Consider the following 23,403-nt stretch of genomic DNA (forward strand, 5'->3'; position numbering starts at 1 on the left):
TTGCCGCACCATGCCGGGCCGCTTGCGTGGACGAACGGCGCACGACAACTGCGGCTTTTCAATCGGTATTATGGCGCACGAGATGGCGGCCTTTCGGCGCCATTAACGCTTTTTTTCATTTTTGACATGACCTCCCCCACCGGCCTCATCGACGCGCGGCACATCACGCGGCGCGACGCCAGCAGCGGCAAGACGCTGCTCGCCCCGACCGATTTCAGCCTCGCCGCGGGATCGCGAATTGCTATCACCGGACCGTCGGGGTCGGGCAAGAGCGTGCTGCTGCGCGCGCTCGCGCTGCTCGATCCGCTCGACGGCGGTCACCTCCTGTGGCGCGGCCGCCGGATCCGGCGCAGTGCGATCCCGCGTTACCGGCGCAGCATCGCCTATGTCCGCCAGCGCCCGGCGCAGATGGACGGCACCGTCGAATCGCAATTGCGCTACCCCTACTCGCTCGCGATCTATCGCGACGTCGCGTTCGATCGCGCGCGCGCCGAAGCGCTCGCCGCGCAGGCCGGCCGCGGCGCCGACTTTCTCGACAAGCGCGCGAGCGACCTGTCCGGCGGCGAAGCGCAGATTACCGCGCTGCTGCGCGTGCTGCAGCTCGACCCCGACGTCCTGCTGCTGGACGAGCCGACCTCCGCGCTCGATCCCGAATCGGCGCGCGCGATCGAGGCGCTCGTCGGCGCGTGGTTCGACGCGGCGCCCGACGCACGGGCCTACATGTGGATCTCGCACGATCCGGCCCAGGCCGCGCGGATCGGCACGATACGGCGCGTGATGCAGGCCGGCGTCCTGCACGCGGCCAACCCGGCGGAGGCCGCGCAATGAGCCCGGCACTGCAGGACCTGAGCCTCGTCGACGTCGGCATCGCCGCCGCGCTCGTCGCCGTCAACGGCGCGATCTCGGCGGCGCTGTCGCTCGGCCTCGGCCGCAAGCTCGCGCTCGCGGCGGTGCGCACCGTCGTGCAGTTGCTGGCGATCGGCTACGTGCTCGGCTGGGTGTTCGGCCATCCGCACTGGTACGTCGTGCTGCCGCTCACCGCGCTGATGACGCTGATCGCCGGCTTCGCCGGCGCGGGGCGCGGCAAGCGCACGTACCGCGGCCAGCGCGTCGACAGCATCGCGTCGATCTGGTTCAGCAGCTGGTTCGTCGCGGCGGTCGGTCTGTTCGTCGTGATCCGCATCCATCCGTGGTACGCGCCGCAGTATGCGATCCCGATCCTCGGGATGATTCTGGGCAATACGCTGACGGGCGTCTCGCTCGGCGTCGAGCGGATGATGGAAGAACTCACGGCACGCCGCGATCGCGTCGAAACCGCGCTCGCGCTGGGTGCGACGCGCTGGGAAGCCGCGCAGGACGCCGCACGCCAGGCCGTGCGCGCGGGCATGCTGCCGACGCTGAACCAGATGGCGGTGGTCGGCGTCGTGAGCCTGCCGGGGATGATGACGGGCCAGGTGCTCGCCGGCCAGTCGCCGCTGCAGGCCGTGCGCTACCAGATCGTGATCATGTTCCTGATCGCCGCGGCGTCCGCGCTCGGCACCGTCGGCGCGGTGCTGATGACCTATCGCCGGCTGTTCTCGGCCGATCACCGCTTTCTCGCGTCGCGGCTCGAAGAGCGCACGCAGTGACGCGCGGCGGCGACGGCGCGAGCCGTACCGCGAAGCGGGCAGCAGGACGCATTGCAACGGCGGCACGGCGCGACTTGCTCGCGCGCCGCCCTGCTCGTCACGCCAATCGAACCGGTTGCGCGCGCACCGAAGAGGCCCCGGCTCGCGCGCACCGCTCAATGCTTGATCGACACCGTCACCTTGGTTCCGTCGCTCATCGTCACGGACTTCGACCCGCCGTTGGTGGGAATCGACACCCACTTCACCTGGCTCACCGACACGACGTCGGGACACTGCAGCGACTTGCCGCCGGCCGTCACGCTGCGCGCGCCTTTCGGTGCGGCCGCCTGGAAACTCAACTGCACGTTGGCGACGCCCTTCGCGTCGACCGACGGCGCGAGCCGCACCTGGGTCTGCCGCACCATCGCGCCGTTCGCGTCGCGCGGCAGGTTGTCGGCGTTCGGGCAGCCATCCGGCATCGCGACCGCGCCGCTCGGCGGCACCGATTTCCAGTTGAAATCGTCCGTCTCGCCCGAGCGGATCTTGCGGGTCTCCTGCGTGTTGCCGAAGGTCTTCGAGTCGACCTTGACGGTGTATTCGAGCTGTCCGGTACCGCCGCCCTTCAGGCTGCCCTTGACCGGCGGCGCCGCGAATACGCTCGCGCTGGCGCACGCCGCCGCGAACACGACCGACCACGATGCGGCGACCGACAAGCTGCGTTGGCTCATGCTGACCTCCTTGTCATGCGGCGGCACGCGCGTGCCGCGCGGTTTTAGATGCATGATGCGCTGCCAGTCTACCGCCAAGCGGGACGCAATGCGCCGCAAACGCATCGGGTGTTACCCCGCTTGCGTTCGCGGCGCCGCGACCTTAATCGCGCGTACCCGGCTCAGAACCCGCTCAGCACGAGCTTGCCGATCGCGCGCCCGCCCTCGAGCATCCGATGCGCGCGCCGCACGTTCTCGGCGTTGATCGTGCCGAGCTGTTCGCCGAGCGTCGTGCGCAGCGTGCCGCCGTCCACGAGCCGCGCGACTTCGCCGAGGATCCGGTGCTGCTCGATCATGTCCGGCGTCTCGAACATCGCGCGCGTGAACATGAATTCCCAATGAAACGCGGCGCTCTTCGCCTTCAGCAATTCGACCGGCACCGGCTTCGCGTTCTCGACGATCGTGCAAATGCCGCCCTGCGGCCGGATGACTTCCGCCGCGGCCGGGAAATGATGGTCGGTATCGTTGAAGATCAGCACGTAGTCGACCGTCGGATGCCCGAGCTCGCGCAACTGCGCCGGCAGGTCGCCGAAATGGTCGACCACCGCATCCGCGCCCAGCGCGCGCACCCATTCGGCCGACGCCGGCCGCGACGCGGTCGCGATCACGTGCAGCTTGCCGAGCGTCTTCGCGAGCTGGATCGCGATCGAGCCCACGCCGCCCGCGCCGCCGATGATCAGCACCGACTTGCCGGCGTCCGCGCCCTGCGGCGACACGCGCAACCGGTCGAACAGCGCTTCCCACGCGGTCAGCGCGGTGAGCGGCAGCGCGGCGGCCGCCGCGAAGTCGAGCGTGCGCGGCTTCAGCGCGGCGATCCGCTCGTCGACCGCGTGGAATTCGCTGTTCGCGCCGGGCCGCGTGATGCTGCCCGCGTAGAACACTTCGTCGCCGGTCCGGAACAGCGTGACGTCGGCGCCGACCGCGACGACCGTGCCGGCCGCATCCCAGCCGAGCACGCGCGGCGTCTCCTCGACTTGCGGCTTCGGCGCGCGCACCTTGGTGTCGACCGGGTTCACGGAAATCGCCTCGACCTTCACGAGCAGATCGCGCGGGCCCGGCACGGGCTGCGGCAGTTCGACGTCGAGCAACGCTTGCGGGTCGTCGATCGGCAGATAACGGGTCAATCCAACGGCTTTCATCTCGATACTCCTTTCAACGGAATTCGGACAGGCTGCGGCGCAACCTCCATGCGTGCCATCGTAGACACCGCGATCATTCGAGAAAACCGCTATATTTCCTGAAACATTTTCAGGAATTTCAGAATAATGACGTCCGATCCGATGCCTGCGCCCGACAAGCCGCTCGACCTGCTCGACGTCGCGCTGTTCGTGCGCGCGGCGCTACTCGCGAACGTCAGCGCGGCCGGCCGAGAATTCGGCGTGTCGGCCGCGGTCGCCAGCGCGCGCATCGCCCAGCTCGAACGCCAGCTCGGCGCGCGGTTGCTGCATCGCACCACGCGCCGCATCAGCCTCACGCAGGACGGCGAAATCTTCATGGCGCGCGCCGACGCGCTGCTGGCGGCCGCCGACGCCGCGCGCGCATCCGTCGGCCGCGGCCGCAGCGAGCCGTACGGGTGGCTGAAGGTGTCGATGTCGTCGTCGTTCGGCCGCCAGCACGTCGCGCCCGTAATTCCGGCGTTTCTGCGCCGCTACCCGTCCGTATCGCTCGATCTGCGGCTGTCCGACGAGATCGTCGATCTGGTCGACGACGGCTACGACGTCGCGATCCGCCTCGGCGCGCTGAAGGATTCGACGCTCGTCGCCCGCAAGCTCGCCGTCAACCGCCGCGTGCTGTGCTGCTCGCCCGCCTACCTCGCCCAACGCGGCACGCCGCGCCATCCGGCCGACCTGACCCAGCACGAGTGCGTGATCCTCGGCGACCAGCGCGACTGGTCGTTCGCGACGCCGCAGGGCCCGCTCACGGTGCGGGTCGGCGGCCGGCTCGTCGCGAGCAACGGCGAGGCGATCCGCGAAGCGCTCGTCGACGGCTTCGGGATCGCGATCAAGTCGACCTGGGACGTCGGCCCGCTGCTCGCGAGCGGCGCGCTCGTCACCGTGCTCGACGATTACCCGTTCGCGGAAGACGTCGCGATCTGGGCCGTCTATCCGAGCCGCGCGCACGTGCCGCTGAAAACGCTCGCGTTCATCGCGTTCCTGGCCGAGCATTTCGGCGATCCGCCGTACTGGGATCGCGCAAACGGGTGAGCGCCACCGCTGCGCGCACGGGTTTCGCTCCGGCGCCGGCCGCCCTGCGCGGCCAACCGGCTACAATGGCGCGTTCGCGACGCAACGGCCCGCAGCCGCACGGGGCCCGCGTTCGCAGGCGGCCGCCCGCGGGCCGCGCACGTCATTCATTCGCCTTCCAACCACTCGTCATGACCCACAATCTCGTCATCCAGAGTCTTGCGCCGCTGTCGGACGCCCATCACAAACCGCTGCTCGCGCTGTCGCGCGGCACCCGCGTCGTGCAGACCGACGATCACGCGCTGCGCATCGAAAACGCGAACCCCGCGCAACGCCTCGACATCGACGCGTACTGCGGCACGCATGCGCTCGACTTCGGCTTCGTCGAGGCCGGCCGCACGCTCGGCGATTTCGGGCTCGCGGTGATGGACATGGATTCGACGCTGATCACGATCGAGTGCATCGACGAGATCGCCGATTTCTGCGGGCTGAAAACGCAGGTCGCGGAGATCACCGAAGCGGCGATGCGCGGCGAGATCCGCGACTTCAACGAAAGCCTCACGCGCCGTGTCGCGCTGCTGGCCGGGCTCGACGCGCACGCGCTCGAGCGCGTGTACGAGGAACGGCTGCAACTGTCACCGGGCGCCGAGACGATGCTGGCCGGCGTGAAGGCCGCCGGCCTGAAGACGCTGCTCGTGTCGGGCGGCTTCACGTTCTTCACCGAGCGGCTGAAAGCCCGCCTCGGCCTCGACTACGCGCATGCGAACACGCTCGAGATCGTCGACGGCAAGCTCACCGGCAAGGTGCTCGGCGAAATCGTCAACGCGGACGTGAAGGCGCGTCTGCTGCGCGAGACGTGCGCATCGCTCGGCCTCGAGCCGAGCCGCGCGATCGCGATGGGCGACGGCTCGAACGACCTGAAGATGATGGCCGAAGCCGGGCTGTCGGTCGCGTTCCACGCGAAGCCCGTCGTGCGCGATGCCGCCACCGTCGCATTCGACCATGTCGGCCTCGACGGGCTGCTGCGACTGTTCTGATCCCGCGGCACCGTCAATGAAAAACGCCGCCGCGATATCGCATCGCGCCGGCGTTTTGTTTTTGTGCCGGACGTTGCCGGCGTGCGATCAGCCGAGAGTGGCCTGCATCGCCCGCTCGATGTCGGCGCGCAGGTCGGCTTCGTCTTCCAGACCCACGTAGAAACGCACCAGCGTGCCGCGATGCGGCCAGTCCGGACGCATCGACGCGACGTCGTAAGGCATCGCGAGGCTGCACGCGCCGCCCCAGCTCCAGCCGATTGCGAACAGCTCGAGCGACTCGACGAAACCGTCGACCTGCTCCGCGCTGTAGCGCGCGTCGAACACCACCGAGAACAGCCCGCCCGCGCCCGTGAAATCACGCATGAACGACGCATGCCCCGGACAGTCGGCGATCTGCGGATGCAGCACCGCCGCGATCTCCGGTCGAGTCTTCAGCCATTGCGCGAGGGAGAGCGCGCTCTTGCCGTGCGCGTCGAAGCGCACCTGCATGCTCGGCAGGCTGCGCAGCACGAGCGAGCAATCGTCGACCGACACGCCGATCCCGCAGCGCATCCGCGCGAGCTTCAGCTTCGCGTGCAGTTCCGCGTTCGCGGTGATCGTCGCGCCCATCAGCACGTCGCTGCCGCCCGACTGATACTTGGTCAGCGCCTGCACCGAAATGTCGACGCCGTGCTCGAACGGCTTGAACGCGAGCCCCGCCGAAAAGGTGTTGTCGATCGCGGTGAGTACGCCGCGCGCTTTCGCGGCCGCCGTGATCGCCTGCACGTCGGGCACTTCCATCGTCACCGAGCCGGGCGCCTCGAGCCAGATCAGTCGCGTGTTCGGCTGGATCAGCCCGGCAATGCCGGCGCCGATCAGCGGATCGTAGAAGCGCACGGTCAGGCCGAAATCCTTCGCGAGCCAGTTGCCGAAATCGGCGTTCGGGCCGTACACGTTATGCGGAATCAGCACGTCGTCGCCCGCTTTCACGATCCCGAAGTAGACGTTCATGATCGCCGCGAGACCCGACGGCTGCAGCAGCGCGTGCGTGCCGCCTTCGATCTCGGCGAGCCGCTGCGCGAGCGCGAGCGACGTCGGCGTCGCGTGCAGCCCGTAGCGCCACTGGTTGTCGTCGTGCCAGACCAGCGCGCGCATCGTCGCGAGATCGGGGAACACGACCGTCGACGCGCGCGCGACCGGCGGCACGAACGAACGGAAGCCTTCCGGAATGACGTCGTCGGGTTGAACGATACGGGTTTGCAGTGCGCGCTTGGGAGTGGATGCAGTCATGACGGGGAGCCGGGCACGAGGCCGTTCGGTTGCGGAATATGTCGCTAGATTAGCCAAAATCGGTACGCTTGGCCCGGTACAATGCGCGCCGCGCACACCGAGCCAGCACGCGCTCAGTCGTCGGTACGCAGGTTGACGATGCCGCCCACCGTCTCGATTTCGTTCACGCGGCCGTCGCGCACCTGCAGCGCCGCGCGCTTGCCCGGCGCCAGACGCAGCACGACCGGCTGCGGATCCGATTCGTCCGAATTCATCCGGTCGGCCTTCAGGTCGCCCGTCGCGTCGAAGCGGCCGATCCACACGCCGGTGATGTTCGTGCCGTCGTTCGACTCCTCGATCTCGAGCGTATCGCCGTCGCGATCGCCGGCGAGCAGCACGACCTCGCCCGTGTCGGCGAACTGGTATTCGCCGTGCACGCCTTCCTCGTCCGTCTTCGGGCCGAGATGCACGACGATCGGCCGATCGCCGAGCGTGCCTTCGTAGCGCGGCAGGCGGGCGAACTCGGGATTCGGCTTCAGCGGCCGCGCCGGCGCCGGTTCATCCTGCTGCACGCCCGGTGCGACCGCCTGCGCCGCGACCACCGTCGGCATCGCGACGCCTACTGCCAGCGCACCCGCGACGACGAGCGCCCGTTGCCATTCCGAATATCGACCCACGTTGTGTTGCTCCTTGCTTCAGATTCGCCCGACAACCGCGGACCGTGCCGGGTCGAGACCCGGTTCCTGCGTGGCCGCGCGAACCGGCGCGGCCAATGCGCCGGCGTGCGCGTTTCGCGTCAGCCCTGCATCAGGCGTTCCACCGCATCGCGGTGCGGAATCGGCGCGACCGCGCCGTAACCGGTCGTCGACAGCGCCGCCGCCGCGTTGGCATAGCGCGCGGCCGCGAACGGATCGTCGCCCGCGACGATCCGCGCGACGAACGCGCCGCCGAAGCAGTCGCCCGCGCCGGTCGCGTCGACGGCCTCGACCGCGAAGCCCGGCACGACGCGCCGCTCGTTCGGCGTCGCGACATACGCGCCTTCCTTGCCGAGCTTCAGTGCGACGACCCGCGGCCCGTGTTCGAGCATCGCGTCGACGATCGCGTCGCGATCGTTCGCGCCCGTGAGCGCCGTGACGTCGTCCCAGCTCGGCAGGCAGATGTCCGTCTGCCGCAGCGCCTCGCGCATCACCGCGCGGGCACGCGGCAGCGGCCACAGCTTCAGCCGCAGGTTCGTGTCGAAGCTGACCTGCGCGCCGTTGCTGCGCGCATGATCGATCGCCGCGAATGCCGCGTCGCACGCGGCCGTGCTGATCGCAAGACTGATGCCCGACAAATGCACGGCCTTCGCGGCCGCGAGCGCGTCGAGCGGCAGATCGGCCGCTACATAGCGACTCGCCGCCGACCCCGCGCGCAGATAGTCGAACTGATGGCCGTCGGCGCCGTGCGTGACGAAATACACGCCGGTCGGCGCCGAACGGTCGATCCGCACGTACGTCGTGTCGACGCGTTCCGACGCCCACATGTCGGCCAGCAGGCGGCCGAACGGATCGTCGCCGATCGCCGACACGAAGCCCGTCGACGCGCCCTGGCGCGCCGCCGCGATGCAGAAGTTCGACGTATCGCCGCCGAAGCCCTGCAGGAATTCAGGACGCCCCGGCTGCGACTGGTTGAATTCGATCATCGCCTCGCCGAGCGCGAGAATCTCCGGGAATGCGGCGGCCATCGCTTACACCTCGCCCCACAGATCGTGCCCGTCGGCGCCCGTGATCTTCACGGACACGAAATCGCCGACCTTGTAGCGCTTCGATGCCTTCGCCGCCGGCTCGACGTAGACGACGCCGTCGATTTCCGGCGCGTCGGCTGCCGTGCGGCCGATGCCGCCTTCTGCGCTCACCTCATCGATCAGCACCTTGAGCGTCTTGCCGACCTTGCGCTGCATGCGGTTCGCCGATACTTCCTCGGCGACTTCCATGAAGCGTGCGCGGCGTTCCTCGCGGACTTCGTCCGGCAGCGCGCCATCGAGGTCGTTCGCGGTCGCGCCTTCGACCGGCGAATACGCGAAACAGCCGACGCGATCGAGTTCCGCTTCGCGGATGAAGTCGAGCAGCGTTTCGAACTGCGCTTCCGTCTCGCCGGGGAAGCCCGCGATGAACGTGCTGCGGATCGTCAGGTCCGGGCAGATCTCGCGCCACTTCTGCACGCGCTCGAGCACCTTCTCCGCGTTCGCCGGACGCTTCATGCGCTTCAGCACGTCCGGGTGCGCGTGCTGGAACGGTACGTCGAGATACGGCAGCACGTGGCCCTTGAACGGGCCTTCGGCCATCAGCGGAATCACTTCGTCGACGCTCGGATACGGATACACGTAGTGCAGGCGCACCCATGCGCCGTACTGCGCGGCGAGCTCGCCGAGCGCGCCGACCAGGTCGGTCATGCGCGTCTTGATCGGCTTGCCGTTCCAGAAGCCCGTGCGGTACTTCACGTCGACGCCGTATGCGCTCGTGTCCTGCGAGATCACGAGCAGTTCCTTCACGCCCGACTTGAACAGGTTCTCGGCTTCGAGCATCACTTCGGCGACCGGGCGCGAGACGAGGTCGCCGCGCATCGACGGGATGATGCAGAACGTGCAGCGGTGGTTGCACCCTTCGGAGATCTTCAGGTATGCGTAGTGACGCGGCGTGAGCTTGATGCCGGCCGCGGGCACGAGGTCGACGAACGGGTCGTGCGGCTTCGGCAGGTGCGAATGCACGGCCTGCATCACTTCGCCCACCGCGTGCGGGCCGGTGACGGCGAGCACCTTCGGGTGGACTTCCTCGATCAGGTTCGAGCCGCTTGCGCTCGACTTCGCGCCGAGGCAGCCGGTGACGATCACCTTGCCGTTTTCGGTCAGCGCTTCGCCGATCGCGTCGAGGCTTTCCTGCACGGCTTCGTCGATGAAGCCGCAGGTGTTCACGACGACGAGGTCGGCGCCGTCGTAGCTGCCGGAGATTTCATAACCTTCGGCGCGCAGTTGCGTGATGATCTGTTCGGAATCGACGAGCGCTTTCGGGCAGCCGAGGCTGACAAAGCCTACTTTGGGGGACTGAGACATCTGGGGTGTGGGGGCGTGGCGGCAAAAGCGTGAGTTTACAGCCGTTTAGGGACGGCGAGGCAAAATCCCGCAGCGCTAGCCGGCGCGCGCCCATGCCGGGTGCTCGTCGGCTCCGTGCCGGTCATTGACGATCGCGTCGGGGGGCGGACGGTCCGCATCCCCCGCCCCTCACGGCGCGGGCAAAGCGTGTTAATGGGGACAGAAAGCCGGAATTGCGGGCTTTATCCGGCCCCGGGCGCGCTGGCGCGAGGTCGAAACCTTCGGCCAGATCTTCACGACACCACGGCTCCTGATGGTGCCATTCCCGTTTATGCCGACAAGGCGATGTGTCGAAATATCGGGACGCCTCGACTTCTCGAAATTGCGCTGCGTTTCGATGCCGTCCGCGCGTAATTGGCTGTAATGGATCGACTGTTTTCCAGCATGTACGGTTTGTCGTGCGTGAGCATCGAACAGCACGCCGCAAATCCAGGAACACGGCCTTATATGCGCCTACCAGGAATGCGAACCATCTACTTACCGAGGAAATGAAATGTACAAGGGACCCAGCGTTGACGCCAGCATTCAGGAAATCACGTTACTCTCGGTTATTAATGCAGAAAAAGTAATAGAAGAAGCGAATGGGAAAGTGTCGTCCGACAAAAGCCGCCCCGTCCAGGTCGGGCACAATCACCAGTACCTGCTGTGCGACGACCCCTATCGCCCATCCGAAAACCAAGGGGCATGGAATATCAAGTTCTATGCAAAAAAGTTCGATTCCGTCAATTTTACCGGAACCACGATTCACACCAATTCACGCTACGCCGTCATTGTCTACGATCTTGTCCATCAGAGCGGCGATAACGTATTGGATTTGCGCCCGGGAATCGGGCTGACCCACCGCGGCTATACGTTGGCGCGGGCCGCGGAGCCCAATCCGGAGACGAAGGACGGCCTTGATGCGATTCATGTCCCGAGGTCGTTCTCGCTCTTCGACACGCGCGTCATTGGAAATGGAACGGAGAGTTTCTGGATCCGGTTTGCGTTGTATACGCTCGCGCCCGATGGGGAAACGCAAAAGTTCCATAGCTACTACGAATGGGATCCGACGATCACCACCTTGGCGCTGTGAGCCGAAGCGTGCGCGTTGCGTGACACGTGCTCGCTTCGGTCGAGTGGGCACGCCTGTCAGGGACCGTCACGCTCGACACCGCTGATCAGGCGGCAACCATTCATCAGCGTGTCGTCGCGCCACATTCGGGCGGCGGCGCGACGAGCACGCTGAGCGATTCTGCCCGGCACAACGGCTAACGCGCCATGGATACATCGCTTCCTGGCGACCCTGTTCTCTCATGCGTGCCACCGCCTGATGATCTGCTTCACCTTCTGCAAAGGCGACATGGCGCGCCACCGGCGCCACATGCCGCACCGAAATCGGCCCGAATCCAGCCGACCGCTATGCGAAAATCGAACCCTCCACCCTTTTCAATCGACCCAACGGGGTTCGCATGACCACGCACATCACGATCGAATTCACCGAGCACGCGGCGGAAGCCATCGGCGAGCAAACGAGCACCAGCTTTTCGTATGATCAGGGCGCGCACGTCCCGCAACCGGGCGACTTCGTCGAGCTCGAAAACTCCCGGCAGACGTTTCTCGTGATCGGCCGCGTGTTCTCGCTCAAGGCGAACTACAGCGCGGTCAAGCTCGTTCTCGATCTACCGCCGTCGGATGACGAACACGGGTTCGATCCGGAATCCTGACGCATCCAGTTCCGTGACGAAATCGCCAAAAATCCGCCGCAGCAGGCCCGTACTCGCTCCGATGCTCGCGCCGGATACGTGGCAGCCATCAAGCACCGGTTGAACCAGACCGCATCGTCGCCATCGCCGATCGACCACAGCGCCACGTCTCGTTGCGGTCGGCCGGTTGTCGGCGCAGGCGCGCGACTATCGCTATCGACCGTCCCCGCACGCACCCAGCCTGTACGCCACCGTTATCGCATGCCTGCGCGTCGCAGCACGCCGCCGGGCGAATCTTCCTGCCATCGCCTGTAGCGTTCCGAAACGCGCATACGAAACGTGCGCGCCCCGCGCATCGCCCGGTACGAAGTCGCCGTTGACGTCGAAGCCCGCCAACGGGCCGCCCGTCTATTTCCCGAGCACCGATGCGCGGCCCGCGCCAGCGCGATCAGCGCTTGCCCGACCGATCGGCCGGCACGGCGGCTCGCTCGTCGCTGGCCTCGGGTTTGTCGATGAATCGTATTCAAAAAATCCGACCAACAAAATAAAAATAGAAAAACAAACCACATGAAAATCACCAAACCACACCACGACTCAAAACCACAACTCAAAATAATCCATAAATTTATTTTTTACGACCACCCAATCACCGCATTCTTTGCAAACCATCACAACACACAATTCACAAAAATATTTTGAAATAGTCAATAATCCACAAAAATCATTTCCAAATCCGCCACCCCCATCCAACACCCGATCAATCTCCAATATATTCGACACCTATTCAGCCTGGCAACACTGAACCGCGCATTACCCGTACCACAACCAAGCAATCCATTCATCAAGGAAAGACCATGAGAAAACTCGCGGCCGCCCTCGTTTCGGCCATGATGCTTGCTGCATCCTCATACGCCTCCGCGGAATCGCTTTGCAAGGCAGGCAAGATCGACAAGATCGAAACCGATACGAGCGGCAATCTCCTCGTATCCATCAACGATGGCATTTACTCGTTCAGCGCCAAGGAAGTTTTTCCGATCATCTACTCGGCATTTTCCGAAAATAGAAATATCTTTATTTACGGAAACAACTGCTCGAACGGATCGGCGGCAAGCCGCTTCGCGGTTCGATAAGCCGGCCGAAAATCCGGCCATCGGCATCTTTTACAATCAGCGCTTTATCTGATATTCGGCCGACCGGGCTTTGCCGGTCGGCCTTTTTAATTTGCACTGATGCGCCACGGTACGACAACGCCCATGCACTCGCGGGCAATGCCACCGTGCGGACAATCGTTCCGCGAAACGGCCCGTTGCCGTCCCGCGCGATGCCGGCGCGACACTTTGCGCGCCCACGCCGGATCGCCGCTTACTTCTTCTCCGGTTCCGACGCTCCCGGCTGCTTGAACGGGAACGTGCTGAACATCGACTTCGCCTGGTTCTGCATCTGTTCCTGCATCTGCACGAACATGTTCTTCGACTGCTCGATGTAGCTCGTCATCATCCCTTGCATCATCGGCGCCTGCATGTTCATGAACTGCGACCAGACTTCCGGATTCATCGCGTTGCCTTCGTACAGGTTCTTCGATTGATCCGCGAGCTTGTTCTGGATGTCGATGAACGCCTGGATGTTCTTTTCCAGGTACGTGCCCATCATGCCCTGCATCGCATGACCGTAGAAACGGATGATCTGCGACAGCATCGACGACGAGAACATCGGCACGCCACCGCTTTCCTCTTCGAGGATGATCTGCAGGAGGATGCTGCGCGTCAGGTCTTCGTTGGATTTCGCATCGACGACCTTGAAATCCTCCTGCTCCAGCACGAGCTGCTTCACGTCGGTCAGCGTAATGTACGTGCTTGTCTCGGTATCGTAGAGCCGGCGGTTCGGATACTTCTTGATGAGCCGTTCGGCCGTCTTCTTTGTAGTAGTCATGTAACGCCTTTGAGTGCAGCGTAGCGCAAGTGACGAATCCCCGCCGCCCGAATCCGGGAGGCGGGGGCCTTCGGAAAACGCCCGGCCGCGCGGCCATCCGCCCGCGCGGCCCGGACGCTCAGCCCATGTGCAGGCCGCCGTTCAGCGAGAAGTCGGCGCCCGTCGCGAAACCGGAATCGTTCGACGCGAGCCACGCGACGATCGAACCGATTTCTTCCGGCCCGCCGAGACGCCGCACCGGAATCGTCGCGACGATCTTCTCGAGCACGTCCGGACGGATCGCCTTCACCATGTCGGTACCGATGTAGCCCGGCGACACGGTGTTGACCGTCACGCCCTTCGTCGCGACTTCCTGTGCGAGCGACATCGTGAAGCCGTGAATGCCGGCCTTCGCGGTCGAGTAGTTCGTCTGACCGAATTGCCCCTTCTGGCCGTTCACCGACGAAATGTTGATGATGCGGCCCCAGCCACGTTCGACCATCCCGTCGATCACCTGCTTCGTCACGTTGAACAGGCTCGTCAGGTTCGTGTCGATCACCGCCGTCCAGTCTTCATGCGTCATCTTGCGGAACACGACATCGCGCGTGATGCCCGCGTTGTTGACCAGCACGTCGATCTCGCCGACTTCGGCCTTCACCTTGTCGAATGCTGCCTTGGTCGAGTCCCAGTCGCCGACGTTGCCTTCCGACGCGATGAAGTCGTACCCGAGCGCCTTCTGGTCCTCGAGCCATTTCACCCGGCGCGGCGAGTTCGGGCCACAACCTGCGACCACCTTGAAGCCGTCCTTCGACAGACGCTGGCAAATGCTGGTGCCGATGCCGCCCATCCCGCCGGTTACGTACGCAATTCGCTGAGACATAAATCTCACTCCATTTTTTGGTTTCGAGAGCTGCCGGAGCCCCCTCTGACTTCACGTGACGCCGGCCGAAGCCGCAATCGGCCGGCGCACGGATTCGGTTCGCCGATGGCGAACGGCTGGTTACGGACGGCCGGTTACGGACGGCCGGTTACGGACGGCCGGTCACGGACGCTCGACCGCGAGCGCGACGCCCATCCCGCCGCCGATGCACAGCGACGCCAGCCCGCGCTTCGCGTCGCGCTTGGCCATCTCGTGCAGCAGCGTCACCAGGATCCGGCAGCCCGACGCGCCGATCGGGTGGCCGATCGCGATCGCCCCGCCGTTCACGTTCACCTTCGACGTGTCCCAGCCCATCTGCTTGTGCACCGCCAGCGCCTGCGCCGCGAACGCCTCGTTGATCTCCATCAGGTCCAGGTCGCCCGGCGTCCAACCCGCACGCTCCAGACACCGGCGCGAGGCCGGCACCGGACCCATGCCCATCACGCTCGGATCCACGCCCGCGTTCGCGTACGCCTTGATCCGCGCCAGCGGCGTCAGGCCCAGCGCCGCCGCCTTCTGCGCCGACATCACCAGCACCGCCGCCGCGCCGTCGTTCAGCCCCGACGCGTTCGCCGCCGTCACCGAGCCGTCCTTCGCGAACGCCGGCTTCAGCCCGGCCAGCGATTCGGCCGTCACGCCGTGACGCACGAATTCGTCGGTCGCGAACTGCAGCGGCTCGCCCTTGCGTTGCGGGATCGACACCGGCACGATCTCGTCGTTGAAGCGCCCGGCCTTCTGCGCGGCTTCCGCCTTGTTCTGCGACAGCGCCGCGAACGCGTCCTGCTCCTCGCGCGTGATCCCGTATTCCTTCGCGACGTTCTCCGCCGTGATGCCCATGTGGTACTGGTTGTACACATCCCACAGGCCGTCGACGATCATCGTGTCGACCAGCTTCGCGTCGCCCATCCGGAAGCCGTCGCGCGAGCCCGGCAGCACGTGCGGCGCCGCGCTCATGTTCTCCTGGCCGCCCGCGATCACGATGTCCGCGTCGCCCGCGACGATCGCGTTCGCCGCCAGCATCACGGCCTTCAGGCCCGAGCCGCACACCTTGTTGATCGTCATGCCCGGCACGGCGCTCGGCAGCCCCGCCTTGATCAGCGACTGCCGCGCCGGGTTCTGCCCGGAGCCGGCCGTCAGCACCTGGCCCATGATCACTTCGCTGACCTGCTCGGGCTTCACGCCCGCACGCTCCAGCACCGCGCGGATTACCGTCGCGCCCAGTTCAGGCGCCGCCACCTTCGCCAGCGAGCCGCCGAATTTGCCGACCGCGGTCCGCGCGGCCGATACGATCACTACGTCCGTCATTTCCCTTTCCTCCAGGCCCGCACGACACGGCGCATCGTTACCGGCCCTGTTAAAAAAACTGCGGTGCGCCAGACAGCGTGCGCCGCTGTCCGGTTTTCGTCAATCGCGCTGCAACACGTAGCGCCCGGGCGCCGGCTCGATCACCGGGAATTGCGCGGAACCGGGCTGGGCCGGCGGCGCGATCTTGCGGCCGCCGTACACGTCGAGCCACTCGACCCACGTCGGCCACCAGCTTCCCGGCTGCTCGGTCGCCGCGGCGAACCAGTCGTCCGCGGATTCGGGCAGGTCGTCGTTGACCCAGTAGCTGCGCTTCTTCTTCGCCGGCGGGTTGATCACGCCCGCGATGTGCCCCGACGCGCCAAGCACGAACTTCAGCGGGCCCGAGAGGATCGACGTCGATGCGTAGGCCGTCTGCCACGGCACGATGTGATCCTCGCGCGAACCGTAGATGAAGGTCGGCACGTCGATCAGCGACAGGTCGACCGATTCCCCGCACACGGTCAGCGCCCCCGGCTCGCGCAGCTTGTTCTCGAGATAGGTATGGCGCAGATACCACGCGTACATCGGGCCCGGCAGGCTCGTCGAATCGCTGTTCCAGTACAGCAGGTCGAACGGCGCGGGCGTGCGGCCCTTCAGGTAGTTGTCGACGACGTAGTTCCACACGAGATCGTTCGGCCGCAGGAACGAGAACGTGTTCGCGAACTCGACGCCGCGCATCAGCCCCGGTTGCGCGCCGTTCTTGCCGCCGATGGTCTGCTCGCGCATCTGCACGTGCGCCTCGTCGACGAACACGTCGAGGATGCCCGTATCGGTGAAGTCGAGCATCGCGGTGAGCAGCGTCATCGACGCCGCCGGATGTTCGCCGCGTGCGGCGAGCACCGCGAGCGCGGTCGCGAGCATCGTGCCGCCGACGCAGAAGCCCAGCGTGTTGATCTGCTCGCGGCCGCTGATCTGCTGCACCGCGTCGATCGCGGCGAGCAGCCCTTCGTTCATGTAGTCGTCCCAGGTCTTGTGCGCGACCGACGCATCCGCGTTGCGCCACGACACGAGAAACACCTGATGGCCGTTCGACAGCGCGTGCGCGACGAGCGAATTCTCGGGCTGCAGGTCGAGGATGTAGAACTTGTTGATGCACGGCGGGACGATCAGCAGCGGCCGCTCGAACACCTTGTCCGTCTTCGGCGTGTACTGGATCAGCTGGATCAGGTCGTTCTCGTACACGACCGCGCCTTCGGTACACCCGAGGTTCTTGCCGACCACGAACTGCGATTCGTCGGTTTGCGAAATCTTGCCGCGCTGCAGATCGCCGAGCAGGTTCATCATCCCCTGCCGCAGGCTTTCGCCGTGCGTTTCGAGGATCGATTTCTGTGCTTCGGGATTGAGTGCGAGGAAGTTGCTCGGCGCGGCGGCGGCCGTCCACTGCTGGACCGTGAAACGGATGCGCTCGCGCGTCTTCGGATCGGTCTGCAACGCGTCGGCCAGCTCCTGCAGGTAACGCGCGTTGAGCAGATACCAGGCAGCCGCAAACGCATGCGCGGGCGACGCCTTCCACGCGTCGCCGCTGAAGCGGCGGTCTTTCAACTCCGGCGACTCGAGCTTCGCGGCGCTCGCCTGCTGCATCAGCGTCATGCAATCGCGCGCGTAGTCGGCCTGCAATGCCTGGAGCCGTTCGGGCGGAATCGCGGCAACCGGCAGCTTCAGCCCCGCGAACGGCGACGCCATCGCGCCTAGGTCGGGCATCGACGGCATCTGGAACGGAAACGACGTCGGGAACTGGAATGTCGCGAACGGATTGACGGAGGCCGACGCCGTCGCGGCGCGCGCCGGATCCGCAAAACCACGCCACGCGTTCAACCACGACTCGAACATCTGCTGCATCGGCTGGGCAGCCGGATCGAAACCGGTGCTGCCCGCGGAAGTGCCCGCATGCGCGGACGTCGACGAATTTTTCGATGCTGTCATTACCTGCCTTACCGGTGATTCGTGAGCGTCAATCGTGAAATCCTGCTCGCGCGCGGCGTGCCGGCTGCGAGCCGGGCCGTCATGCTCTGGAGAGGCGTCTCCAGATTCTGCCGCAGTGCGGTATTTTTATCATTATCGTTTTCCCCATGTGATGCGCGATCAAACCACTGAACATTTCCGCGCGGAGATAATCCTCGCACAACAGACGGGACAAGGGTTCCGACGAAACATAAAACATTTTTCCTGGCTTGACGCCGGAATTTTTCATTCAGTCGCGCATGCAACGCCGCATTGCCGCCTCAATATCGAGATAAACCGATTTCGCGGCGCAACAAAACCCGCGCATGCGCGTGCGATCAATCGGCGAGCCAGATTGCCGCGGCCATGCGGCCCGTCACGCGGTCGCGTCGATACGAATAGAAGCGCGTGCGTTCGGCGACCGTGCAAGCCGTCCCGCCGCTCACGTGCGCCACCCCCGCACGCGCGAGTCGCAGGCGTGCGAGCGCGTAGAGATCGGCGAGAAACTTGCCGGGCGCACCGTCGATCGCGACGAACGCATGACGGGTTTCATCATGCTCCGACTGCGAAGCCGTGTCGAGAAACGCATCGCGCACGTCGGCGCCGACCTCGAACGCCCGCGGGCCAATCGCCGGCCCGAGATAGGCATGCAGCGTGTCCGCCGCGCCGCCCGCGAGCGCCGCGACGCGCGCCGCGGTCTGCTCGACGATGCCGGCCGCGAGCCCGCGCCAGCCCGCATGCGCGGCGCCGACCGCGCGACCCTGCGCGTCGCACAGCAGCACGGGCAGGCAATCGGCCACCATCACGACGCAGACGGCGCCTGGCTGGTCCGTGACGCTCGCGTCGGCCTGCACCGGCGCCGTGGCGACAGGCGCCGCGGCGATCACCGCGTCCGCCTGCACGATCTGCGCGCCGTGAACCTGTTCGAGCCATGCGGCGCTCGACTGGCCCGCGAGCGCGAGCACGCGCGCGCGATTGACGGCGACATGGTCCGGATCGTCGCCGGTATGCAGGCCGAGATTCATCCCGCCCGGCAGCGCGGCGCCGTCGTGCCAGCGCCCGTACGGACCTTCGCTCACACCGCCGTTGCGCGTCGTGATCAGCGCACGCACGCGCGGCGACACCTGCCAGTCGGGCTGCACGCAGTCGTGCCACGTCAACGGCGCCAGGTTCGTCATCGGCACTCATTCCTCCTCATCGTCCAGATACGGCTCGTCGTCGTGATACTCGCCGCCGAAATCGTCATCGTCGTAGACACCGTCGTCGTCGAACTCCTCGTCGCCCTGCCCGAAGCCGAGCGCCGCGACGAGCGCGTTCATGTCGTCCGGCAGCGGGCAGCGCCACTGCATCGCCTTGCCCGTGACCGGATGCACGAGGCCGAGCCGCCACGCATGCAGCGCCTGCCGTGCGAATCCGTCCGGCAGCGGCGTGACCGAACGCTTGCCGCGCGCATGCCCGTAGACCGGATCGCCGAGCAGCGGGTGTCCGGCGTGCGCGCAATGCACGCGGATCTGGTGCGTGCGGCCGGTCTCGAGATCGCACTGAATCGCCGACACCGGCTGACGTTGCCACAGGCATGTGTCAACCGTGCGGAAATGCGTGCGCGCGGGCTTGCCCGACGCCCCCGTGACGACGGCCATGCGCGTACGCTCGCGCGGGTCGCGGCCGATCGGCGCGTCGATCGTGCCCTCCTCCGGCATCGTGCCCCACACGAGCGCGAAATAGCGGCGCTTCACCGTGCGGGCCTGCAACTGGCGTACGAGGTCCGTCTGCGCGGCCAGCGTGCGTGCGACCACCATCAGGCCGGAAGTTTCCTTGTCGAGCCGATGGACGATCCCTGCCCGCGGCAGGCCGGCCGCCGCGTCGCCGTAGCGGTGCAGCAGACCGTTGAGGATCGTGCCGCTCCAGTTGCCGGCGGCCGGATGCACGACGAGGCCGGCCGGCTTGTTGATGACGACGAGCGCGTCATCCTCGTAGATCACGTCGAGCGGCACGGGCTCAGGCGTGAACGCGAGCTGCTCGGGCAGCAGGTCGGGCACGAGCGCGATCTTCGCGCCGAGCGGCACCGGCTGGCGGATCTTCGCCGGCGCGCCGTCGACGAGCACGCGCTGTGCCTCGATCCAGCTCTGCAGGCGGCTGCGCGAGAATTCGGGGAACAGTTGGGCGAGCGCCTTGTCGAGCCGTTCGCCGGCGAGCGACAGCGGCACTTCGACGATGCGCGGCGCGTCGTCGCCCGCCGCGGACGGCACCACGGGCGGCTGCATGGCGTCGCCGGCCAGATCGTCATCGAGGGAATCCCCCGACGCAGCGTCGGCGGGCCGATCGCTTGGGCTATAATCTTCGCGATTTGGTGTGCCCGGCTGGGCATTCTGCGAACTTGAACGGGTCATTTAGACTGGGTCACCGAGACTTGAAGCTAGGACATGCGAGCATGATGAATTCGACCAAACGCACGGCCAGAACCGTCGCCGCCCGGGCTGCGGCGGTAGCGGCCGCGGCCCTCATCGCCGGCTGCCACGGCTTGCCGCAGAAGCAGGACGAGACGGCTACCTGGTCGAACAACAAATTATACTCAGAGGCCCAGGACGCACTGTCCGGCGGCGACTGGGGCAAGTGCGCGAAATATTTCGAATCGCTGCAGGGCCGCGATCCGTTCGGCCATTTCGCGCAGCAGGCGCAGATCAACGTTGCATACTGCAACTGGAAGGACAACGAAGCGGCAGCGGCCGACCAGGCCGTCGATCGCTTCATCCAGCTCCACCCCGATCACCCGGATATCCCGTACGCGTACTACCTGAAGGGGATGATCCACTTCAACGACGATCTCGGCCTGTTCGGGCGGTTCTCCGGCCAGGACATGAGCGAGCGCGATCCGCAGGCGCTGCGCGAATCGTACGATGCGTTCAAGGTGGTCGTCGACCGCTTCCCGAAGAGCAAGTACGCGCCCGATGCGGCCGCGCGGATGCGCTACATCGTCAACGCGCTCGCGTCGCACGAAGTGCATGCGGCCGACTACTACTACCGCCGCGGCGCGTATGTCGCGGCCATCAATCGCGCGCAGCTCGCGATCAAGGACTACAAGGGTGCGCCGGCGATCGAGGATGCGCTGCACATCATGATCCTGTCGTACGGCAAGCTGAACCAGCCGGAACTCGCCGAAGACACCAAGCGCGTGCTCGCGGGCACGTTCCCCGACAGCCCGTACGTGACGGGCCATTCGCGCCCCGGTACGAAGAAGTCGTGGTGGCAGTTCTGAAGCACGGCGCGACGTAACACCCCGGCGCGCACACAAAAAACCCGGCCAACGAGCCGGGTTTTTTATTGGCGCCGCATGCAGGCAGCGCCGGTGCGTTCGCGCGGCCAGCGCCGCGCATGCGGTCACGCGCGCTTGTCCGAGCGGTGCTCGTCGAAGAAATCCTGGACGACCGCGATCTCGCGCGTGCGCTTGAACGGCGGCAGGCTTTGCCAGATCCGGCGCCCGTACGGCTTGTCGACGAGCCGCGTATCGCAGATCATCAGCACGCCGCGATCCGTCTCGGCACGAATCAGCCGGCCCGCGCCCTGCTTCAGCGTGATCACGGCCTGCGGCAATTGATGCACCGCAAACGGGCTCAACCCCTTCTTCGTCAACGCATCGAGCCGCGCGGCCAGCACCGGATCGTCCGGCGGCGCGAACGGCAGCTTGTCGATCACGACCAGCGACAACGCATCGCCGCGCACGTCCACGCCTTCCCAGAAACTCTGGCTGCCGACCAGGATCGCATTGCCGTAGGCGCGAAAGCGGTCGAGCAGCTCGGTGCGGCTTGCGTCGCCCTGCACGAGCAGCGGCGTGTTCCAGCCGCGCGATTCGATCACGTCGCGCAGCTTCGATGCGATCCGGTCGACCGCGCGCAGCGTCGTGCACAGCATGAACACGCCGCCGCCGGACGCCTCGATCGCCGGCAGCGCGGCATCGAACACGGCATCGGTGAACGCGGGCGAAGACGGCTGCGGCAGGTTGCGCGGCACGTACAGCAGCCCCTGCGACTGGTAATCGAACGGGCTGGCGAGCGTCATCGAACGGCGCGAGCTCAGGCCCATCTGCGCCGCGTAGTGCGTGAAATCGCCGCGCACCGACAGCGTGGCCGACGTGAACACCCATGCGCGCGGCACGCCCGCACGCTGTTTCGCGAAAATCGGCGCGACCGACAGCGGCGTTTCGTGCAGTTGCACGGTATGCGCGAACACCTCGACCCAGCGCACCTTCTCGTTCGGATCGCCGGCGGATGCCGCGTTGTCGCCGGCGGCTGCCGCATCGGCCTGCGCGGCCGCTTCCGCCGCGCCGGGCGCGATCCAGCCGGCCAGCAGGTCCTGCAGCTCGCGGGCGCGGCGCAGGCACGCACCGAGCGATTCCGCGCGCTCGGCCTGGCTCGCGAGCGCCGATGCGAGCGCATCGAGCGCGACGTCGAGCGCGTCGAGCGCACCGAACATCGGGTGATCGTCGCCAAGTTGCGCGAGCGACATGCGCACGATCTGGTCGTTCGCGAACGCGAGGCGCAAGTCGCGCGCCGCGCGCTCGAGATCGCCGCCGAGCTTCACCCACTCGACCGCGTCGCGCGCGTGGCTCAGGCCTTCGGCCACGGTGTCGCGCGCCAGCTCGAGAATCTGCGTCGTCGACAGCGTCTCGCCGAAGAACAGCGTCGCCGTCTCCGGCAACTGGTGCGCTTCGTCGAAGATGATCGTGTTCGCGTTCGGCAGCAGTTCGGCCATCCCCGTGTCGCGCAGCATGATGTCCGCGAAGAACAGGTGATGGTTGACGACGACGATGTCGGCCTGCTGGGCCTCGCGCCGCGCCTGCATCACGAAGCATTCCTTGTAGTGCGGGCATTCCTGGCCGAGGCAGTTGTCGCGCGTCGACGTGACCATCGACCACACGGGCGCGTTTTCGGGCACGCTCGCGAGTTCGGCCTTGTCGCCGCTCTTCGTGATTTTCGCGAAGCGGACGATTTCCTGCAGATAGGCCGTGTCCTGCCGCGACGGCAGCCGGCCGTTGTCGGCCGTGCGTTGCAGGTAGTAGTGGCACAGGTAGTTGGCGCGGCCCTTGAGCATCGCGACCGACACCGGCACCGCGAGCGCGTTGCGCACGGTCGGGATGTCGCGCAGGAACAATTGGTCCTGCAGGTGCTTCGTGCCGGTCGACACGATCACCTTGCCGCCCCACAGCATCGCGGGTACCAGATACGCGTAGGTCTTGCCGGTACCCGTGCCGGCCTCGACGATCAGCGTGTTGTCGCCTGCGTCGTGGTCGGATTCTGCGGCCGCGGCGTCGTCCGCGGTCGGCGCGGCCGTCTTGTCGGCCTCGCCCAAGCGGCGCGCCGGCCGCTTGCGGGTTTCGAAGATCTCGGGCTCCGGCATCCGGCGTGCGGATGCCTCCATCGCGGACGCGACCGCCCGCGCCATCTCGATCTGCGACGTACGCGGCCGGTAACCGTCGAGCGCACGCGCCAGCAATCCGCCTTCGCCGAAGATCGTGTCGAGTTCGTCGACGCGCTTGCGGCTCAGCTCGAAAGTGCCTTCGGGCGCACGAGCGCGCCCGGCGGACGTCGTGTCACGCCGGGCATCGGGGGTGGCTTCAAGCGGTGAATTCAAGGCAAGCGTTCC

At 66.3% G+C, this 23,403-nt stretch carries 23 protein-coding genes; 9 read left to right on the plus strand and 14 right to left on the minus strand.

Annotated features, from left to right (window positions below):
* The first annotated feature begins 126 nt into the window (after positions 1-126).
* A complete protein-coding gene (locus CFB35_RS08900; protein WP_089464795.1) occupies positions 127-828 on the plus strand; it encodes an ATP-binding cassette domain-containing protein in 702 nt (233 codons plus the stop codon).
* The gene (gene fetB / locus CFB35_RS08905; protein WP_059583499.1) at positions 825-1,628 is read left to right on the plus strand and encodes an iron export ABC transporter permease subunit FetB; all 804 of its coding nucleotides are present in this window, start codon (positions 825-827) and stop codon (positions 1,626-1,628) included. The genes CFB35_RS08900 and fetB overlap by 4 nt, the downstream gene beginning before the upstream one ends.
* A gap of 155 nt (positions 1,629-1,783) precedes the next feature.
* On the opposite strand, the gene CFB35_RS08910 is transcribed toward fetB, so the two are convergent.
* On the minus strand, positions 1,784-2,335 hold the full coding sequence (locus tag CFB35_RS08910) for a DUF6013 family protein (protein WP_059583526.1): 552 nt from the start codon (positions 2,333-2,335) through the stop codon (positions 1,784-1,786).
* Positions 2,336-2,496: 161 nt separating this feature from the next.
* Positions 2,497-3,513: a zinc-binding alcohol dehydrogenase family protein gene (locus tag CFB35_RS08915; protein ID WP_089464796.1), complete on the minus strand. Its 1,017-nt coding sequence runs from the start codon at positions 3,511-3,513 to the stop codon at positions 2,497-2,499.
* A 126-nt stretch (positions 3,514-3,639) separates the two neighbouring features.
* Between CFB35_RS08915 and CFB35_RS08920 the strand changes: the two genes are divergently transcribed.
* On the plus strand, positions 3,640-4,578 hold the full coding sequence (locus CFB35_RS08920; RefSeq protein WP_089464797.1) for a LysR family transcriptional regulator: 939 nt from the start codon (positions 3,640-3,642) through the stop codon (positions 4,576-4,578).
* 170 nt (positions 4,579-4,748) lie between these two features.
* Positions 4,749-5,594, plus strand: coding sequence for a phosphoserine phosphatase SerB (gene serB, locus CFB35_RS08925; protein ID WP_059583505.1), 846 nt, complete (start codon positions 4,749-4,751; stop codon positions 5,592-5,594).
* A gap of 87 nt (positions 5,595-5,681) precedes the next feature.
* Here the strand turns inward: serB and CFB35_RS08930 are convergent, their stop codons facing one another.
* From CFB35_RS08930 to CFB35_RS34215, 5 genes are all read right to left on the minus strand, one after another.
* Positions 5,682-6,863 (minus strand): cystathionine beta-lyase, encoded by a 1,182-nt coding sequence (locus CFB35_RS08930; protein ID WP_089464798.1) that lies wholly within the window; start codon positions 6,861-6,863, stop codon positions 5,682-5,684.
* A 113-nt stretch (positions 6,864-6,976) separates the two neighbouring features.
* On the minus strand, positions 6,977-7,519 hold the full coding sequence (locus CFB35_RS08935; RefSeq protein ID WP_089464799.1) for a hypothetical protein: 543 nt from the start codon (positions 7,517-7,519) through the stop codon (positions 6,977-6,979).
* A gap of 119 nt (positions 7,520-7,638) precedes the next feature.
* A complete protein-coding gene (locus tag CFB35_RS08940; protein ID WP_089464800.1) occupies positions 7,639-8,565 on the minus strand; it encodes a sugar kinase in 927 nt (308 codons plus the stop codon).
* Between the two features lie 3 nt (positions 8,566-8,568).
* Positions 8,569-9,930 (minus strand): 30S ribosomal protein S12 methylthiotransferase RimO, encoded by a 1,362-nt coding sequence (gene rimO / locus CFB35_RS08945; RefSeq protein ID WP_089464801.1) that lies wholly within the window; start codon positions 9,928-9,930, stop codon positions 8,569-8,571.
* A 189-nt stretch (positions 9,931-10,119) separates the two neighbouring features.
* Positions 10,120-10,389 (minus strand): hypothetical protein, encoded by a 270-nt coding sequence (locus CFB35_RS34215; RefSeq protein ID WP_143328705.1) that lies wholly within the window; start codon positions 10,387-10,389, stop codon positions 10,120-10,122.
* Between the two features lie 73 nt (positions 10,390-10,462).
* Between CFB35_RS34215 and CFB35_RS08950 the strand changes: the two genes are divergently transcribed.
* The 4 genes from CFB35_RS08950 (at position 10,463) to CFB35_RS08960 (ending at position 12,781) form a co-directional block, all read left to right on the plus strand.
* On the plus strand, positions 10,463-11,041 hold the full coding sequence (locus tag CFB35_RS08950) for an inclusion body family protein (protein ID WP_059583513.1): 579 nt from the start codon (positions 10,463-10,465) through the stop codon (positions 11,039-11,041).
* A gap of 376 nt (positions 11,042-11,417) precedes the next feature.
* Positions 11,418-11,672, plus strand: coding sequence for a hypothetical protein (locus tag CFB35_RS08955; protein ID WP_059583515.1), 255 nt, complete (start codon positions 11,418-11,420; stop codon positions 11,670-11,672).
* 355 nt (positions 11,673-12,027) lie between these two features.
* Positions 12,028-12,222, plus strand: a complete 195-nt coding sequence (locus CFB35_RS34220; RefSeq protein WP_143328706.1) for a hypothetical protein — start codon at positions 12,028-12,030, stop codon at positions 12,220-12,222.
* Between the two features lie 283 nt (positions 12,223-12,505).
* Entirely contained in the window at positions 12,506-12,781 is a 276-nt protein-coding gene (locus tag CFB35_RS08960) for a hypothetical protein (RefSeq protein ID WP_081059350.1), read from the plus strand.
* A gap of 232 nt (positions 12,782-13,013) precedes the next feature.
* On the opposite strand, the gene phaR is transcribed toward CFB35_RS08960, so the two are convergent.
* The 6 genes from phaR to CFB35_RS08990 all read right to left on the minus strand — a co-directional run bounded on the left by phaR (position 13,014) and on the right by CFB35_RS08990 (position 20,153).
* Positions 13,014-13,580, minus strand: coding sequence for a polyhydroxyalkanoate synthesis repressor PhaR (gene phaR, locus CFB35_RS08965; protein WP_006485265.1), 567 nt, complete (start codon positions 13,578-13,580; stop codon positions 13,014-13,016).
* Positions 13,581-13,698: 118 nt separating this feature from the next.
* Positions 13,699-14,439 (minus strand): 3-ketoacyl-ACP reductase, encoded by a 741-nt coding sequence (locus tag CFB35_RS08970; protein ID WP_059583517.1) that lies wholly within the window; start codon positions 14,437-14,439, stop codon positions 13,699-13,701.
* Positions 14,440-14,601: 162 nt separating this feature from the next.
* Entirely contained in the window at positions 14,602-15,783 is a 1,182-nt protein-coding gene (locus tag CFB35_RS08975; protein WP_089464802.1) for an acetyl-CoA C-acetyltransferase, read from the minus strand.
* A gap of 99 nt (positions 15,784-15,882) precedes the next feature.
* Complete coding sequence (gene phaC / locus CFB35_RS08980; protein ID WP_089464803.1) at positions 15,883-17,745, minus strand: class I poly(R)-hydroxyalkanoic acid synthase; 1,863 nt, start codon at positions 17,743-17,745, stop codon at positions 15,883-15,885.
* A 356-nt stretch (positions 17,746-18,101) separates the two neighbouring features.
* Complete coding sequence (gene pgeF, locus CFB35_RS08985) at positions 18,102-18,941, minus strand: peptidoglycan editing factor PgeF (protein ID WP_089464987.1); 840 nt, start codon at positions 18,939-18,941, stop codon at positions 18,102-18,104.
* Between the two features lie 6 nt (positions 18,942-18,947).
* Positions 18,948-20,153 (minus strand): RluA family pseudouridine synthase, encoded by a 1,206-nt coding sequence (locus CFB35_RS08990; RefSeq protein ID WP_089464804.1) that lies wholly within the window; start codon positions 20,151-20,153, stop codon positions 18,948-18,950.
* 41 nt (positions 20,154-20,194) lie between these two features.
* Between CFB35_RS08990 and CFB35_RS08995 the strand changes: the two genes are divergently transcribed.
* Positions 20,195-21,019 carry an outer membrane protein assembly factor BamD gene (locus CFB35_RS08995; RefSeq protein ID WP_046545840.1) on the plus strand — a complete coding sequence of 275 codons (825 nt, stop codon included), beginning with the start codon at positions 20,195-20,197 and terminating at the stop codon, positions 21,017-21,019.
* A 122-nt stretch (positions 21,020-21,141) separates the two neighbouring features.
* On the opposite strand, the gene CFB35_RS09000 is transcribed toward CFB35_RS08995, so the two are convergent.
* Positions 21,142-23,391 (minus strand): ATP-dependent DNA helicase, encoded by a 2,250-nt coding sequence (locus CFB35_RS09000; RefSeq protein WP_089464805.1) that lies wholly within the window; start codon positions 23,389-23,391, stop codon positions 21,142-21,144.
* Positions 23,392-23,403 lie beyond the last annotated feature (12 nt).

The organism is Burkholderia sp. AU16482 (genome assembly GCF_002223285.1).
GTDB lineage: Bacteria > Pseudomonadota > Gammaproteobacteria > Burkholderiales > Burkholderiaceae > Burkholderia > Burkholderia semiarida.